The 14,877-nt window shown below is 57.6% G+C and carries 17 protein-coding genes; 11 read left to right on the top strand and 6 right to left on the bottom strand.

What is annotated here, in order from left to right; translation table 11 throughout:
• Positions 1 to 399 precede the first annotated feature (399 nt).
• From rplN to rplE, 3 genes are read left to right on the top strand one after another with little or no spacing between them, the layout of a single operon-like run.
• The gene (rplN, locus tag ACP8IT_RS02160; RefSeq protein WP_005276965.1) at positions 400 to 768 is read left to right on the top strand and encodes a 50S ribosomal protein L14; all 369 of its coding nucleotides are present in this window, start codon (positions 400 to 402) and stop codon (positions 766 to 768) included.
• Positions 769 to 772: 4 nt separating this feature from the next.
• Positions 773 to 1,087, top strand: a complete 315-nt coding sequence (gene rplX / locus ACP8IT_RS02165) for a 50S ribosomal protein L24 (protein ID WP_005276967.1) — start codon at positions 773 to 775, stop codon at positions 1,085 to 1,087.
• Positions 1,088 to 1,089: 2 nt separating this feature from the next.
• Complete coding sequence (rplE, locus tag ACP8IT_RS02170; RefSeq protein ID WP_005281269.1) at positions 1,090 to 1,641, top strand: 50S ribosomal protein L5; 552 nt, start codon at positions 1,090 to 1,092, stop codon at positions 1,639 to 1,641.
• 554 nt (positions 1,642 to 2,195) lie between these two features.
• Here the strand turns inward: rplE and ACP8IT_RS02175 are convergent.
• The 3 genes from ACP8IT_RS02175 to ACP8IT_RS02185 form a co-directional block, all read right to left on the bottom strand.
• The gene (locus ACP8IT_RS02175; RefSeq protein ID WP_490290309.1) at positions 2,196 to 2,483 is read right to left on the bottom strand and encodes a hypothetical protein; all 288 of its coding nucleotides are present in this window, start codon (positions 2,481 to 2,483) and stop codon (positions 2,196 to 2,198) included.
• Positions 2,484 to 3,319: 836 nt separating this feature from the next.
• On the bottom strand, positions 3,320 to 6,769 hold the full coding sequence (locus ACP8IT_RS02180) for a choice-of-anchor M domain-containing protein (protein WP_490290310.1): 3,450 nt from the start codon (positions 6,767 to 6,769) through the stop codon (positions 3,320 to 3,322).
• Positions 6,770 to 6,971: 202 nt separating this feature from the next.
• Entirely contained in the window at positions 6,972 to 7,982 is a 1,011-nt protein-coding gene (locus ACP8IT_RS02185; RefSeq protein ID WP_023028294.1) for a hypothetical protein, read from the bottom strand.
• Positions 7,983 to 8,127: 145 nt separating this feature from the next.
• Between ACP8IT_RS02185 and ACP8IT_RS02190 the strand changes: the two genes are divergently transcribed.
• A complete protein-coding gene (locus tag ACP8IT_RS02190) occupies positions 8,128 to 8,913 on the top strand; it encodes a formate/nitrite transporter family protein (protein WP_490290311.1) in 786 nt (261 codons plus the stop codon).
• On the opposite strand, the gene fdhD is transcribed toward ACP8IT_RS02190, so the two are convergent.
• The gene (gene fdhD, locus ACP8IT_RS02195; protein ID WP_490290312.1) at positions 8,910 to 9,728 is read right to left on the bottom strand and encodes a formate dehydrogenase accessory sulfurtransferase FdhD; all 819 of its coding nucleotides are present in this window, start codon (positions 9,726 to 9,728) and stop codon (positions 8,910 to 8,912) included. The genes ACP8IT_RS02190 and fdhD overlap by 4 nt on opposite strands.
• Entirely contained in the window at positions 9,728 to 9,976 is a 249-nt protein-coding gene (locus tag ACP8IT_RS02200) for a DUF6457 domain-containing protein (protein WP_005276987.1), read from the bottom strand. Before ACP8IT_RS02200 ends, fdhD begins: the two co-directional genes overlap by 1 nt.
• Before the next feature lie 354 nt (positions 9,977 to 10,330).
• Here ACP8IT_RS02200 and rpsH point away from each other — a divergent pair, with 354 nt between their 5' ends.
• The 7 genes from rpsH to ACP8IT_RS02235 all read left to right on the top strand — a co-directional run bounded on the left by rpsH (position 10,331) and on the right by ACP8IT_RS02235 (position 13,257).
• A complete protein-coding gene (gene rpsH / locus ACP8IT_RS02205) occupies positions 10,331 to 10,714 on the top strand; it encodes a 30S ribosomal protein S8 (protein ID WP_005276990.1) in 384 nt (127 codons plus the stop codon).
• 15 nt (positions 10,715 to 10,729) lie between these two features.
• On the top strand, positions 10,730 to 11,266 hold the full coding sequence (rplF, locus tag ACP8IT_RS02210; protein WP_005276991.1) for a 50S ribosomal protein L6: 537 nt from the start codon (positions 10,730 to 10,732) through the stop codon (positions 11,264 to 11,266).
• A gap of 3 nt (positions 11,267 to 11,269) precedes the next feature.
• Positions 11,270 to 11,671, top strand: coding sequence for a 50S ribosomal protein L18 (gene rplR / locus ACP8IT_RS02215; protein ID WP_023016753.1), 402 nt, complete (start codon positions 11,270 to 11,272; stop codon positions 11,669 to 11,671).
• A gap of 40 nt (positions 11,672 to 11,711) precedes the next feature.
• Complete coding sequence (rpsE, locus tag ACP8IT_RS02220) at positions 11,712 to 12,335, top strand: 30S ribosomal protein S5 (RefSeq protein ID WP_005276995.1); 624 nt, start codon at positions 11,712 to 11,714, stop codon at positions 12,333 to 12,335.
• A gap of 3 nt (positions 12,336 to 12,338) precedes the next feature.
• Positions 12,339 to 12,524, top strand: coding sequence for a 50S ribosomal protein L30 (rpmD, locus tag ACP8IT_RS02225; protein ID WP_005276997.1), 186 nt, complete (start codon positions 12,339 to 12,341; stop codon positions 12,522 to 12,524).
• Between the two features lie 3 nt (positions 12,525 to 12,527).
• Complete coding sequence (gene rplO, locus ACP8IT_RS02230; RefSeq protein WP_005277000.1) at positions 12,528 to 12,974, top strand: 50S ribosomal protein L15; 447 nt, start codon at positions 12,528 to 12,530, stop codon at positions 12,972 to 12,974.
• Between the two features lie 142 nt (positions 12,975 to 13,116).
• Positions 13,117 to 13,257, top strand: coding sequence for a hypothetical protein (locus tag ACP8IT_RS02235; protein ID WP_005277003.1), 141 nt, complete (start codon positions 13,117 to 13,119; stop codon positions 13,255 to 13,257).
• A 107-nt stretch (positions 13,258 to 13,364) separates the two neighbouring features.
• On the opposite strand, the gene ACP8IT_RS02240 is transcribed toward ACP8IT_RS02235, so the two are convergent.
• Positions 13,365 to 14,867, bottom strand: coding sequence for an FAD-binding oxidoreductase (locus ACP8IT_RS02240; RefSeq protein ID WP_490290313.1), 1,503 nt, complete (start codon positions 14,865 to 14,867; stop codon positions 13,365 to 13,367).
• Positions 14,868 to 14,877 lie beyond the last annotated feature (10 nt).

Raw genomic sequence — 14,877 nt, forward strand, 5'->3', positions numbered from 1 at the left:
CCCGGCAGCCGTGAATCCCTCATTTGCCTTCCCCTTGGAATTTTTAACGCGCATAGAAAAAGGCTGTGCCGGCCGGGAATTGTTCCCGACCGGCACAGCCAGTCCTTTTTACGGTTTTACCGTGTAGGGGTGTTTCTTAAAGTGCTACACCTCTATGGGGTGATTGGCGGAGTCAAAGCGCTGCGTTTGCACTGTTTTGGAAGTAGCTAAGCCATGTGGTTCAATGTATAGGTTGCGAGAGCTGGTCGGTCCGTAGCGGTGCGTTTCCGAATCGCCGGTCCGAGACCCATCGACGCTTTTACGTGTTCGTTGTAAAGGCTCGAGCACAGCAAGTTTGTAGACCGCGTGTGGCAAGGACGGAAATCTTGTCGCACATCAATCCAGGTCAGGAGACCCATAGTGATTCAGCAAGAATCGCGTCTGCGCGTCGCCGACAACTCTGGTGCACGTGAGCTTTTGTGCATCCGCGTTCTCGGTGGCTCCGTCCGACGCTTCGCTGGCATCGGCGACATTATCGTCGCAACCGTCAAGGACGCTGTTCCAGGCGGCAGCGTTAAAGAAGGCGATGTAGTTAAGGCAGTTATCGTCCGCGCGAAGAAGGAAACCCGTCGTCCGGACGGTTCCTACATCCGCTTTGATGAGAATGCTGCAGTTATTCTGAAGGGCGATAGCGAACCTCGCGGTACCCGTATCTTCGGCCCGGTTGCTCGTGAACTTCGTGACAAGCGTTTCATGAAGATCGTTTCTCTAGCACCGGAGGTGATCTAATCTTATGAAGATCCATAAGGGAGATATGGTGATTGTCATTTCGGGCCCAGATAAGGGCGCGAAGGGCAAGGTCATCGAGGCATACCCGAAGCGCGAAAAGGTCCTCGTTGAGGGCGTTAACCGCATCAAGAAGCACGTCGCAAACTCCGCTACCGAGCGTGGCGCCGAGTCCGGCGGAATCGTTACCCAAGAAGCTCCGATCCACGTGTCCAACGTTGCGATCGTTGACTCCGAGGGCAACCCGACCCGCGTGGGCTACCGTTTCGACGAGAACGGCAAAAAGGTCCGTATCGCGCGTAGCAACGGGAAGGACATCTAAAAATGAGCGAGAACTACACCCCGCGTCTGAAGACTCGCTACCGCGAGGAAATCCGCAAGAACCTGAACGAAGAGTTCAACTACGACAACGTCATGCAGATCCCTGGCGTCACCAAGGTCGTCGTCAACATGGGTGTTGGCGAAGCTGCTCGTGACTCCAAGGTCATCAATGGCGCTCTCGAGGACCTGACCGCTATCACCGGTCAGAAGCCACAGCTGCGTCGCGCAAAGAAGTCCATCGCGAATTTCAAGCTGCGTGAAGGCATGCCGATCGGCGCACGCGTTACCCTGCGCGGCGACCGCATGTGGGAATTCCTGGACCGTCTGCTGACCATCGCGCTGCCACGTATTCGTGACTTCCGCGGTCTGTCTGACCAGCAGTTCGACGGCCACGGTAACTACACCTTCGGTCTGTCCGAGCAGTCCATGTTCTACGAAATCGACATCGACAAGATCGATCGTCCCCGTGGTATGGACATCACCGTCGTTACCACCGCTACTAACGACGAAGAAGGCCGTAAGCTCCTGCGCGAGCTCGGCTTCCCGTTCAAGTAAATAGAGCGCTAAAAATCCCAACTCCCTACAAGGAGTTGGGATTTTCTAGTTTTAATGCCAGCGCTTGGATTCTAGGGGTCGTTGCAACGATGACGGTTACTTTGGTGTGATACTACCGGTTTGTGTCAGGTGTCAGATGCGAGTTTTTGGTACCGGTGTTCTGGGGACTCGGTACTGCCGTGTTCTGGGTAGTTGGTACCGGGGCGGCCCGACTGAGTCGGCCCGGCTTTTGCACTATTTGGCCCTATTGGAGAGGTGGCTTTGCACATGTCAAAGTCTCCTATGCGGATTCGGTAGCCGTTGTTGAGACGGCTCACGAGTGAAGGCCTGACCCCGGAAAATGGACACGTCGGGGGTTAGGCCCCACCCCAATGTATGTGCGATCTGCGTATAGCTAGCACCGTCAAGGCACATCGCAAGGATCTGTTTGAAGTTAGCCACAACAATGAGCTTCTTTCCAAGTAGAAGTTGATGCGACACCAACGAATCGTGGTGTCGCATCAACTATGAAAGAAAACCCTTGCAGTACCAGGTACGCGTAACCCTGGTGCCAACTACGCGGACTCACGGTACCAACTACCCCAAATCGACATCAGGGCGTTGGTCATGACTTCGGCTGGGGTGCGCCAGTTGAGTGCTTTGCGTGGTTTGGGGTTGTGAATGTTGGCGATCATCTCCAGGTCCCCGGCGCTGTAGATGGACAGGTCACTGTTTTGGGAAGGTTTCTCCTGAGCCTGCCGTTGGTGTTTCGTTGCTGCCTCGTTCCCACGGCAATCCTGGATGGAAAAAATAGATGGGAATATCAGTGGCCATGGTAGAGGCTTTATGGTCAGCCATTTCATTTCCTTGGGCGGGTTGGGCCCTCCTTATTAAGATTTAAAAACAAAAGGAACGTCGAAGCTATCATTAGCCCAAGGGAGAATGTGTAATTTGAATCATTCAATAATCCACCAAAAATAGATAATACAAAACCGACGAAAAATACCCCAGATTCCGATCTTGGGTAAAAATCTCTACGTATAGAGGCGTTGTACAGGGCCAAGAATATTACCGCCACAGCAAGAGGGAAAACTCTTAATTCTCCCCAGAAAAAGCCTGCTAGAGAAGTGGATACAAGAATGATGAAAGGAGTTAAAGCAGATTTCGATATACGGCTAAACAAAGCTAATCACATTTCTTACGGGGAACCTTCGCCCGTCCATTGGTCATAAATTGCTCAGGGTACCATGTTGATTCACGTGGACCCAATTTCTCTTAGCGGTCAATTTATTCCATTATGTAGTCGGGCTATCACTGCATACAGGCTCAATTTCTACTGACTTTCCCAAGAACCCGTAAACAGTTAGATAAATTTAATTTGCATAGTGTTATCTTCGATAATAGGGAATGAGCCAGAAAGGTAGGTAGGCACCCAGCATATTCCATTGAACTGTTTTTAACATGCTGAATATAACCGTTCAGTTTAGTTTCCACCCCATTCGGGCAGAGGTTAAAGGCTTGGTGCGTAAATAACCACGTCAAAACGCAAAATGAGCCCGGCCCGAACTGGTAAGCGACCATGCTCGGGGACGAGCTCTGCGTCAGAAGTAGATGCTTCTTGGGATCTAAGGTCGTGGAGCAGTTCCCCGATGAGATTTCGTTGCAGTGAGGTGGTGCACCGAACCTCGGAACTTAAGGGCTACTGACTGTCCTTAGAGCGCTTTTTTACCAACACTATGCCGCCGACAATAAAGAGTGCGGCGAGCACGAGTACCCAACCGATATTGGCACCCGTGGAGGCTAGTGCACCGTTGTGGGAGCTGGAGGAGCCTCCGCCGGATCCGGAGCCCGGACCAGAGCCGCCGCCTGCTGCACCCTTAGCGGTTGTGGACTTGCTGGAGCCCTCCGACTTCCCAGTGCTATTTCCCTTGGCACCTGCATTCGATCCGGACGAGGTAGAAGCCTTGGACTTTTCGGAGCCCGGCTTGTTAGTGCCGGTGCTATTCGTGCCGTTATCTGGCTTGGTAGCGGCTGGCTGCTTATCCTTCGAGGAGTCTGCGGGCTTGCCCTTTTCCTTATCGCTTTCTTTGTCAGCGCCTTTTCCGCCGGGCTGGGTGGTTGAATCGCCCACGAGGAAGGTCACGGTGTGCCAGTCGGTGAGTTTGTCGCCGTTGTTGTTGACGGTGCGCATGTCCATCTCATAGCGGCCTGGTTCGGTAAAGATCCAGTGCGCGTGGACATGGAAAGGACCATCCTCAACGCCCTTAATCGTATGGGTACCTTTGCTATCGGCTAAGGTCCGTTCCGGTGTATTCAGGGAGGCAGTGTGGCCGGCCCACCATTGTCCATCCGTAGGCGCTGACTTAGGACGAACCTCGATAGCAGCGTCACGGTAGTCTTGCCCGACCTTGATCGTGTCCCATCCCGGCCACACAGCATTGTGATCCTGTTGTAATGGCAGGTGGTAAATCGTTGAGCCAGTCTTTACCATTCCGGTAAAGGACAGCGTCTTAGCCAGAGAGTCAGCGACCGGCACGCGTTGCGCATCGTGAATGCGCAACGCTACGTCTTCAGGCACGTTGTGGCGGTTGTCTTCGTTGACATAGAAGCCAAGTTTATTGTCCACAACCTTTGGCCCGAAGTCGATGTGGCCCTTGGTGATCTCGCGCTTTTTGGAAGGCTCTTCGCTGGGAGCGGGGTCCGTTGACTCTGGGGTTGGTTCCTTCGATGGGGCGTTGTTGTCGGTTGTGCCGTCGGTGCTGCCATTGGAGCCGCCTTCGGTCGCATTGTCATTGCCCTTGGTTGGTGGGGTAGCAGATGATGAATCCTCGGTAGCTACCTTGAAGCGCAGAACGGCCTTCTTCGCGGTTTTGCCGTCTTTTTCGGCGACCGTGACACCGACTTCATACGTACCGGGCTTGTTGAATGCCCAGTTGAGGTGCATGTGGTCAGGGCCTTCGGTGGTATAGGAATGCGTACCATCGCTGCCGGCAAGGCGCTGGTCTAGGCCGGTTTGATCAGCCAGATATGCCAACCATTCGCCGTCCTTCGGGGCTTTGACGGGGGTGAAAGTAAAGGTGTAGTCCTTCTTGGTGTCCTGGTACGCATCTTCGGTGCTTATCCCAGGCCACACCACGCCGGTGCGCTGTGTCTCTGGCAGGACGTAGGCTGCGCTGCCTTTCTTTCCAAAGTGCGGGATGTCCTTGTTCAAGGTGGTCTTGACCTGCTTGGGAACGGTGAAAAAGACATCGGAAGGCTTACGCCAGATTGCACCAATATGGTACAGATTCGTCTCGTCCTTGATGCCTAGGTGCAGCTCACCGTCCTCGTGGATTGGGGCGATATCGACGTGGCCTCGGTGCAGATTGAGCTCCTTGTTGGGGGTGTCCTTATCCTTCGGGCCCTGCGGTTTGGGTTTGGGGACATTGGGGACAGAAGGCTTCGGGGTCGTGGAAGGTGCTTCAGGGGAAGACTCTTCGGTTGGGGTGGAACCCTCTGACTCTTCTGCTTCTTCCGAACCTTGCGGCTTCTTTGGTGTGTTGGAGTCTTCTGGATTCTCCGAGCCTTCTGGTTCCTGCGTGTCCGCGGAATCGGGAGCATCTGCGAACGAGACGGTGGTCTCAGCTATCGGCTTATAAGCCTCTTTGTGAGTATGGCTAAATAGCGTGGCGCCGCCGGCATCGGAACGCGAATCAGGAACGATGCGTAGCATGAGCTGGTAGCCGGGCTGCTTACAGCTATCGATGAGTTGCCTGCTCGTCCTTTGTCCTGGCCCGGAAGTAAAGCCGATTTCGCAATCTGCAATATGCTTTTCCGGTAGGTTGGTCATCGGTTCGCCATTTACCTTGTAGAAGCCGCCGGTAACGCGCACCGTGGTGCGGTCATCTTCGGGCTCTACGGTGATGTCGATATTGCGGTCACCATCGCCGTATACCTCGCTGGTGGACACGGTGATATCTGGGCTCTCGATCTTAAGGGGCTCTGTCTCAAACGGCTCTATCTCTTCCATTTCGGGAGTAGGAAGCTCGCCGCTTTTCGTTGTAAAAGCTTCGTCATCTTTAGCGGCCCTTTCCTTGACGGTGACGGCGCTGGTCCAGAACTCCACGGGTTCGGATACCCAGCGTGGGCTTGGGGCGTCATCGTCTGGGATAAAGATGGCTTGGAAGTCGGATTTTTCTTCACCGATCATTTCATCCCACGATGCCTTACCGCCTTCTACCTTGCGCTCGGCAAGGTAGTGGCCATTGATGGTGAAGACGGCGCGGCCGGTGTCTTTGGCATTTCCCGTATCGAGTGACAGCGTGGTGAGGATGCCTTCCTTCGCGCCCTTGGTATCGGCTGTGGAGGGAGCCATCTTGAACATAGGGGCATCGGACTCGGAATCTTCGGCTGCGGAGCCTTCAGACTTGGCGTCGTTAAAGGCAGCATCAAGATCGGTAATCGTGCGCTCGGCGGGGTTGGTCCCGCCTACCTGCCAGACTAAGGTTTGTGGCTCGGAGTGGATGAAGGTGCCATCCTTCTTTCGCGCAGAAGCGCGGTAGGTGACCTCGTAGTGGCCGGGACGGGTAAACGTCGTAGCGTTATGCGTATGCGTTCCCGCGTTAACCCATGTGGTACGGAATCCCGGATCGTGGGAGGACCAGAGTCGGTTGAGGGGGTAGTCCTCTCCGTTGTACCTAAATAGCTCCATGCGGCCGGGGCCCTTAAAGTCCACGATCTCCATGTTGAAGGACTTATCGCGGAATTGATCGGTAGGTAGATCTGCAGCGGCGCCGAACCCAGCCCAGATGGGCATGGTGTTTTTCGGGAAGCCGACCGCGGGGCCGCCGTAGTACATGAGCTGGTTTGTCTTGGCCTTAAGAAATTCAAAGCGTGGGTCATCGGGCACGCGCCAGGCATAGGCTCCTAGGCCGCCGTCGACGCGGCCGTGGCTCACCCAGTTGATCGTGTCCTCGATGGGGACTAGGCCCGCACTATTGGACATGAGCTTGAAGTTCCCGTCCTGCCACACCGCGTGCGGGGAATCCACGTGTGTTTGGGTGCGGACAATCGGGGCATCGCCAGCGAGGGCGAGGGGAGCGTGGAATAACGCGAGCGCCAAGGCCACCACTATGGTGGCAAAGCGCGCAAATGAGGTGCGCAAAGGCATAAGGTTCTCCCAAGGTTAAAGGCAGTGAACTTTTATGTAGATTCAAACGAATATTACACTATTGCAAACCGTTATCGGTACATATAGTGAGGTGAGGGAAAATATACCTGTGCGCTGGGAAAAGGGAGGATATGAAAAGTCCCTACTTCCGGCGGTGGAAGTAGGGACTGCGGGGAGTAGGCGGCGGAGGGGTGGCCGGCGATTAAGCCTTCTTGTCCTTCGCGGTGTGGGTGGTGCCCTCGTATTGCCATCCCACAACGGCATTGCGCACGGCGGCCTCGAGGGGGTTGGCGGGCTGGATGCAACTAATCGTCAGCAGCCTGCCTGGCATCGCGTCCTCGCCCCATACGCTGGAGTCACCGGCCAGGCCCTGTTTATCGGGGTCGTGGAGATCGGTTGCGGTGTAGATGAGCCAGTTCTGGTCGGAATTCTTGGTGCGGACGTAGAGCTTATCGCCGATGCTGACCTTGTGCTCGTTGGCGGCGCCATCGTAAAGCTTATTGAATACGGCAGGCACACCCGCGCCGGTGTGGCCGGCGATGACGACGATATCCTCGGCATTGGTTCCCGGCAGGGAATACGGGCGATCATCGGCGGTATAGGTGCAGGCCTTATCCATGGTGTCAGGGTTGATGGCGCCATCGAGCACGCGGCAATTGTCATCGTCGAACTTCGCATGGACATCGATGGCGGGAATGAACATCTCTACCGCGGCGGATGGCTCGATGACGGGGGCTTGTTCCGCAGTGACCTCGTTGGTCTCCAGGCCTTCCGGCGGGCTGATGCTGCGATTGATGGAGCTGATGACTAGCAGCGTGACCACGATGCCGGCGGCGATGCGCAGGACCCAGGACGACTTCCACGCATCTTTGACGCGATCCCATCCGGAAGGCTTCTTCCGGTGCCTGGGCAGGGAGGTCTCCTTGAGGCGGCGGTTGGGGTAGCGGCGCTGAATGCGTCGCGCGTGGTTTTCGGCCTTGCGCCAATCGCGATCGTCGGAACGGTGCCTGCCGGAGCGTCTAGGCTGGGCTCCTATGGCGTCGCTGCTCGATGGCCGGGGGCGCGTGCTGCGGGTCCTGCGGGAATAAGACGTAGCGGCAGTGTTGCTTTCTGATGCCGCCGAGTGGCGCGATCGCGCCGCAGAACGTTGGGGCCTCTCCCTCCGTGGCCGGTCTTGGTGGTCCATGCGACCTTCGAGGAAAAATAGGGACATTAGGGACGATAGGGGTGGGTGTGAACCAAGTTTATAGTAATAATTTCTGTTTAGTTTTATTGACGCGGTGAATGCATAACGCGCTACGATAATCCGTGATTCTCTTGTCCGTATAAGTACAGCTAAATAAGGAAAATAAAAAACGGTGTCTCTCAACGAAGCTGCCAAGGCCGGATCCCTGAAAAAGGCCGCCCTACTCGATCAATCATTTTCACGATTTTCTGTCCGCGCAATCCTCGCCGGTGTGTATCTGTGCATCGGCACCGTATTTGCCGGCGTCGTTGGCCAAGCGGTGGAAGGGCTTGCCCCGGGCCTGGGGTCCGTGACCTTTGCCCTGTTCTTCGGCCTAGGCCTCTTCGCCATCGTTATCCTCGGTGCGGAGCTGGCCACGGGCAATATGATGTACATGGTCTACGGAGCGATGCAGAAGCACTTGTCCTGGGGCAAGGCCTTCTACGTACTGCTTATTACCACGATCTTTAACCTTGTCGGCGCCATCATCTTTGCCGCCGTCATGGGCATGTCCGCCAAGCTCGCGAATATGGATCCCTCGCACCTGTTGGTCACCATCTCTGAAGGCAAGCTGACCAAATCCCCGCAGGGAATGCTCGTAGAGGGCATGGCCGCGAACTTCGTGGTCAATATGGGCATCGTTGGTGCGGTCTTCGCCAAGGAAATCGTGTCGAAGTTCATCGTCATCGTCCCGATCATCGGCATCTTCGTGGGCTTGGGACTCGAACACGTAATTGCCAATTTCTGCCTCTTTGCGCTCACCTTCTTCGGCAGCGATCCACTGCCGGCAGCGCTGACCGTTGGCAACGTTGCCCTCAACTGGACGCTGGTGTGGATTGGTAACTTCATCGGCGGCGGCTTGCTTATCGGTGGCGTGTACGCCTGGCTCAATAATGGGCCGGAGGATTACCGCGACTAGGCCAGCGTGCCCGAATAAAGGTTAAAGCGATCGGCGCGGGCAAAGCCCACCAGCGCCATGCCGGTCTCGCGGGCGGTCTCTACGGCAAGGGAAGAGGCGGCGCTGACGGCAACCAGCATGCCAAAACCGGCCATGGTGGCCTTTTGCACCAGCTCGAAACTGGCGCGGGAGCTCATGACCAAAATGAGGTCATTGGCGGGCAGGCGCTCTTCCATGAGCAGGTGGCCAATGACCTTATCGGCGGCGTTGTGCCTGCCGATGTCCTCCCGGATGACCACCGGCTCGCCCTCGAGGGTAAACGCGCCGGCGGCGTGGATTCCGCCGGTCTTGCGGAATTCCTTTTGGGCGGCGCGCAGCTTTTCCGGCAGCTGGACCACCAGCTGTGGGTCCACGGGGATCTGGGGGATGGAATAGCGAGACTTCTTCGCCAGCGCCTCGATAGACGAGGTACCGCACACGCCGCAGGCGGACGTCGTCGTGGTCAGGCGGAGATCGCTCAAGTCCAACGGCGTATTCTTCACCAGGTCTATGTCCAGCAGGTTATAGGTATTCATGCCCTCGACGGTGGAACCGGCGCAGTAGCGGGCGGTGGTGACATCGGAAAGCGCGGCAATATGCCCCTCGGAGTGGAGGAAACCGTGCGCCAGCTCAATATCATGGCCCGGGGTGCGCATGGTGGTGGTGATGGTCTGCCCACCCACGCGAATCTCAAGCGGCTCCTCACCGGCGACGGTATCGGCGCGGGTATCTACCTGCGCGTGCTCGCCCAGGCGGACCTTCGTGACGGCAAACGTGGCATTCTTGCGTCCGGCCATTACTTCAGCGCCTCCTTGAGGGTTTCTATATTTACCTTGGCTTCTGCCGTGCTTGCCGATGCCAATCCCACCACGAACGCCGTCAACGGTGCTGCCGGCCGCGATTGGGTATGGGCCACGTCCTTGGTTAAATCCAGCAGTTCCCGGGTTAGCGCCGTGGCCTCATGGGGCTCGAGGTTTAATAGCCGCGCGGCTTCTTCGAGCCATTGGTGGGCGGTGCGGATCGGATCTTCGTTCTCGGTACTCATCTCAACTACTCCTCATTCATGTGGCGCTGTATCCGACTGTAATGAATGCAGGGGATTTATTTGGAAAACCGCAGGATATGGCGTAAAGTGTTCCGGCGTGCCTGCGCTGCAGCCGGTGCACGCGCAAAGCCTTGCGGGTTTGGCGTGTTGAACTGGCAAAACGCAGAGCCGAAAAAGAATTGAACATCAACTTTGTTGTAGGCCCCTCGCCGTTTATAGCGGACCGTTGTCTGAATCAAAGGGTGGCGAGCGCCTTGCGGTATTGACCGTGAGGAGCGTGAGTAGCCCGAAATCACACGGAAAACGCTTTGGTGAGCACGGGAACCGCAACGAGAAAGGTACACGGTCACTCATATGACTATGACTGATCCTATCGCCGACATGCTGTCGCGCGTGCGTAACGCAAGTAACGCACACCACGACGTCGTGTCGATGCCTACCTCCAAGTTGAAGGCAAACATTGCTGACATCTTGAAGCAGGAAGGCTACATCGCTGACTACACCGTCGAGGGTCACACCCTGTCCCTCGAGCTGAAGTACAACAACCGCGAGCGTTCCCTGTCTGGTCTGCGTCGCGTGTCTAAGCCGGGTCTGCGTGTGTATGCAAAGTCCACCGAACTGCCACAGGTCTTGGGCGGCCTGGGCGTGGCTATCATTTCCACGTCCCACGGTGTGCTGACTGACCGTCAGGCTGAGGAGAAGGGCGTAGGCGGAGAAGTTCTCGCCTACGTCTGGTAAAGGGAGGTTTGACACATGTCTCGAGTCGGTCTAGCACCGATCGCCGTACCAAACGGCGTCGAAATCAACATCAACGGCCAAGACGTTGAGGTCAAGGGCCCTAAGGGTACCCAGAGCGTAAACGTTCCGGATCCGATCACCATTAACGTGGAAGACGGCATCTTGACCGTTTCCCGCCCTGATGATCACCGCAAGCACCGTGCTCTGCACGGCCTGTCCCGCTCGCTGCTCAACAGCGCCGTCATCGGCGTGACCGAGGGCTTCACCATCAAGATGGAAATCTTTGGTGTCGGCTACCGTGTGCAGCAAAAGGGCCAGGACCTGGAATTCAGCCTGGGCTATTCCCACCCGATCCTCATCAAGGCTCCGGAGGGAATCACCTTCGCAGTGGACGGCAACACCAAGCTGTCCATTACCGGTATTGACAAGCAACTAGTCGGACAGATCGCCGCTAATATCCGTCGCCTGCGTAAGGACGATCCTTATAAGGGCAAGGGTATTCGCTACGAAGGCGAGCAGATCCGTCGCAAGGTCGGAAAGACGGGTAAGTAAGCAATGGCAAACACTGAAAACACGAAGCGCACTCCAGTCGGCAAGGACATTTCTTCTCGTCGTCGCGAAGCACGCGCACGCCGCCACTTCCGTATCCGTAAGACCCTGCGTGGCACCCCTGAGTCCCCGCGCTTGGTCCTGCACCGCTCTTCGCGCCACATGCACGTCCAGGTCATCGATGACCTGGCAGGCCACACCCTGGCCTCCGCATCCTCCATGGAAGCGGACATCCGTGCACTCGAGGGCGATAAGAAGGCAAAGGCTGCCAAGGTGGGCGAACTGATTGCTGAGCGCGCCAAGGCCGCTGGCATTGAGCAGGTCGTCTTTGACCGCGCAGGCTACAAGTACCACGGCCGCGTCGCTGCGCTGGCAGACGCCGCACGTGAAGGTGGTCTGAAGTTCTAATGATCATCGTCAACGGAAACATCAACGGAAGGATCGCGTAATGTCGGACCGTGAACAGCGTGACGGCGGACGCTCCGCCGAGAACAACAAGAACAACCGCGGCGGCAACGGCCGTCGCAACGATCGTCGTAACCAGCAGGACAACGAGCGCGATAAGTACATCGAGCGCGTTGTGACCATCAACCGCGTCTCCAAGACCGTTAAGGGTGGCCGCAACATGTCCTTCACCGCTCTCGTCGTCGTTGGTGACGGCCAGGGCCAGGTAGGCGTTGGCTACGGCAAGGCTAAGGAAGTTCCGGCTGCAATCCAGAAGGGTGCAGAAGAGGCTCGCAAGAACTTCTTCCGCGTACCTATGGTTGCCGGCACCATCACCCACCCGGTAGAGGGTCGCGACGCAGCGGGCATCGTCATGATGAAGCCTGCCGCTCCTGGTACTGGTGTCATCGCCGGCGGTGCTGCTCGTCCGGTGCTCGAATGCGCTGGCGTGCAGGACATTCTGTCGAAGTCCCTGGGCTCCGACAATGCACTCAACGTCGTCCGCGCTACCGTGGACGGCCTCAAGCAGCTGGTCCGCCCCGAAGAGGTTGCCGCACGCCGCGGCAAGTCCATCGAAGAGGTCACCCCGGCCCGTATGCTGCGCAAGCGCGCAGGTCAGGAGGCATAAACAATGGCTCTGAAGATTACACAGGTAAAGGGCCTGGTGGGCACCAAGCCGAACCACCGCAAGAACATTGAGGCTCTGGGCCTCAAGCGCATCGGTCAGTCCGTTGTTAAGCAGGACACCCCGATCATCCGCGGCATGGTTCACAAGGTTCGCCACCTGGTCACCGTCGAAGAAGTGGCAGGGGAGTAAACCATGGCTGATATCATCAAGCTGCACGACCTGCGCCCAACCGCAGGAGCAAACAAGCCCAAGACCCGCGTTGGCCGCGGTGAGGCATCCAAGGGTAAGACCGCTGGTCGCGGTACCAAGGGTACCGGCGCTCGTAAGCAGGTTCCCGCTGCTTTCGAGGGTGGACAGATGCCCATCCACATGCGTCTGCCTAAGCTCAAGGGATTCAAGAACCCGAACCACGTTGAGTACCAGGTTGTTAACGTGGCTGACTTGGCCGAGAAGTTTGCCGATGGCGGCGACATCACCGTCGCTGACATCGCAGCTGCTGGCCTCGTCCGCGCTAACCAGCCGGTCAAGGTCCTGGGCAGCGGCGACATCAACGTTAAGTTGAACGTCACCGCAGACAAGTTCTCCAAGTCCGCTGTAGAAAAGATTGAGGCTGCTGGCGGTTCCGCCAACACCAAGTAATCTGGACTAGAGACTAACTACACCCCCTTTCCTCGCACCTTGTGTGCGGGGCGAGGGGGTGTAGTCGATCTATGCGGACGTATGCATGGCAGTGGTAGTGTTATCACCGTAAACACTCATCCCTACTAGCTAGGAGTTTGCTATGTCGTCCATTTCTTCATTCCTTGCCGCTGTCATCTCCGCCGTGCTGGCGCTCGCCGGCTCCACCGGCCCCGTTGACGCCAACCCGCAGCTGTCCCAGCCGGATAACGCTGAGACCGCGCAGGTGGCCCAGGAGCAGTAATCGCGCTGATTTAAGCCTCCGGCCCTGTCGGGGATTGGGCCCGTAGCTACAAAAAGGGTGGAACGCTTTCACGAGCGTTCCACCCTTATGTGGTTTTGGGAGCCGTCCTATGCCTCGTCCACGGTCTTTTCAAAAAGGCCGGGGAAGCGGTCATCGGGGTCCGTTACGGCCTTGATGGCATCGGGAAGCTTCCCGCCATAGAGTTCCTCGAACCGCTCGCGGGAGTAGAAGGCCTCGGAGTACAGCGACTTGTGGCCGCCCAAGTCATTGACCTTTTCTTCAATGACGCGGTTGAAGGCCCCATTGCCAGGAGCGCTGGGATCGACGTGATCGCCGTCCACACCGGACCAGAAGCCGACGTTGACCCACGTCTTTCCGGGGCGCAGTGGGTAGAGCGGCCAGGGGTCCTGGGACTCGGCGGCAATATCGCCGGTGCCCACGAGTTCGCCCACGCCATTGCGCAGGCGGATGGGGCACAGCCACACGGGCTGGATATCGGAGGCCTGGAAGAACCAGTGGAGGAACTCTGGGAGGTTTTCCGGGGTGACCTCAATATCCTGGACCACGCGCTCGGCGCGCGGCTTGCCGTGCGGCTTTTTGATGAAGTTGTACTCCAACTCGTACTTGCGGTCCAGGCGCACCAGCTTCCAATAGAAGGAGCTGCGGCGCAGCTCGCGCGGCCAGACCTTGCGCACCTTGGGGTTCTGGGCGCCAAAGGCACGCGAGCACCAGAACCAGTCAGTATCCCAGCGCCAGATATAGTCGCGGATGGTAAGGCGGTCGCGCCGCATGCCCTGGGCGTGCTGCAGGCTGCGGTAGTAGATCTTATCCCGCGTGTAATCGGAGGTAGGGCCCTCCTCATCGGTAAAGCGCGCGAAGACGAGGTAAGCCTCGTCCTCGGAAAAGACCACGCCGTCTAGCCCATCGACGGTCTGACCCTCGTGGGTGTGGACGACGGAGACATCGGCAAGCACGCGGCTTGCCTCCTCCACCGTGTGGAAACGCTGCTCGCGCAGCTCCACGTAGGGCGGCACGGGCTCGAGCTCAATCTTGAGGCGTACCGCGTAGCCCAGAGAACCGTAGGAATTGGGGAAGAGGCGGAAGAGATCGACGTTCTGCTCGCGCGAGCAGGTAAGGATCTCGCCGGTGCCGGTGAGGATATCCATCTCGATGACGGACTCGTGCGGCAGGCCGTTGCGAAAGCTCGTGGATTCCACGCCCATGCCGGTGACCGCGCCGCCCAGGGTGATGGTTTTTAGCTGCGGAACGACGAACGGCATGAGGCCGTGCGGCAGGGTGGCATCAACCAAGTCCTCGTAGGTGCACATGCCCTGCACATCGGCGGTGCGGGCGAGGGGATCGACCTCGATGACCCCGCCCAGGCCGGAGACATCAAGGCCTATCTGATTCTCGCTGCGGCCGCGGAAGAGGTTAGAGGTCTTTTTGGCCAGGCGCACGCGCTTGCCGGCGGGGACCTCGCGGAAGCTGCGCAGCAAGGTATCGACGCCGGCGCGGTGGGCCTGCCAGCCCACGGGCTCGATGCGCACGGCATCGACCGGGCGCGGCTGCAGGGCAGAAACGCGCTCGCGTAAGTGATCCAAAAGGGTCATATGGGCTCCT

The organism is Corynebacterium sp. LaCa_23 (assembly GCF_058182375.1).

Coding starts and splice junctions, on each gene's coding strand:
- ACP8IT_RS02180 (WP_490290310.1), bottom strand. CDS start 6,769: ATGCCTTTGCGCACCTCATTTGCGCGCTTTGCCACCATAGTGGTGGCC.
- rpmD (WP_005276997.1), top strand. CDS start 12,339: ATGGCTCTGAAGATTACACAGGTAAAGGGCCTGGTGGGCACCAAGCCG.
- ACP8IT_RS02235 (WP_005277003.1), top strand. CDS start 13,117: ATGTCGTCCATTTCTTCATTCCTTGCCGCTGTCATCTCCGCCGTGCTG.
- rplR (WP_023016753.1), top strand. CDS start 11,270: ATGGCAAACACTGAAAACACGAAGCGCACTCCAGTCGGCAAGGACATT.
- rpsH (WP_005276990.1), top strand. CDS start 10,331: ATGACTATGACTGATCCTATCGCCGACATGCTGTCGCGCGTGCGTAAC.
- rplE (WP_005281269.1), top strand. CDS start 1,090: ATGAGCGAGAACTACACCCCGCGTCTGAAGACTCGCTACCGCGAGGAA.
- ACP8IT_RS02200 (WP_005276987.1), bottom strand. CDS start 9,976: ATGAGTACCGAGAACGAAGATCCGATCCGCACCGCCCACCAATGGCTC.
- ACP8IT_RS02185 (WP_023028294.1), bottom strand. CDS start 7,982: ATGTCCCTATTTTTCCTCGAAGGTCGCATGGACCACCAAGACCGGCCA.
- ACP8IT_RS02175 (WP_490290309.1), bottom strand. CDS start 2,483: ATGAAATGGCTGACCATAAAGCCTCTACCATGGCCACTGATATTCCCA.
- rpsE (WP_005276995.1), top strand. CDS start 11,712: ATGTCGGACCGTGAACAGCGTGACGGCGGACGCTCCGCCGAGAACAAC.
- rplX (WP_005276967.1), top strand. CDS start 773: ATGAAGATCCATAAGGGAGATATGGTGATTGTCATTTCGGGCCCAGAT.
- fdhD (WP_490290312.1), bottom strand. CDS start 9,728: ATGGCCGGACGCAAGAATGCCACGTTTGCCGTCACGAAGGTCCGCCTG.
- rplO (WP_005277000.1), top strand. CDS start 12,528: ATGGCTGATATCATCAAGCTGCACGACCTGCGCCCAACCGCAGGAGCA.
- rplF (WP_005276991.1), top strand. CDS start 10,730: ATGTCTCGAGTCGGTCTAGCACCGATCGCCGTACCAAACGGCGTCGAA.
- ACP8IT_RS02240 (WP_490290313.1), bottom strand. CDS start 14,867: ATGACCCTTTTGGATCACTTACGCGAGCGCGTTTCTGCCCTGCAGCCG.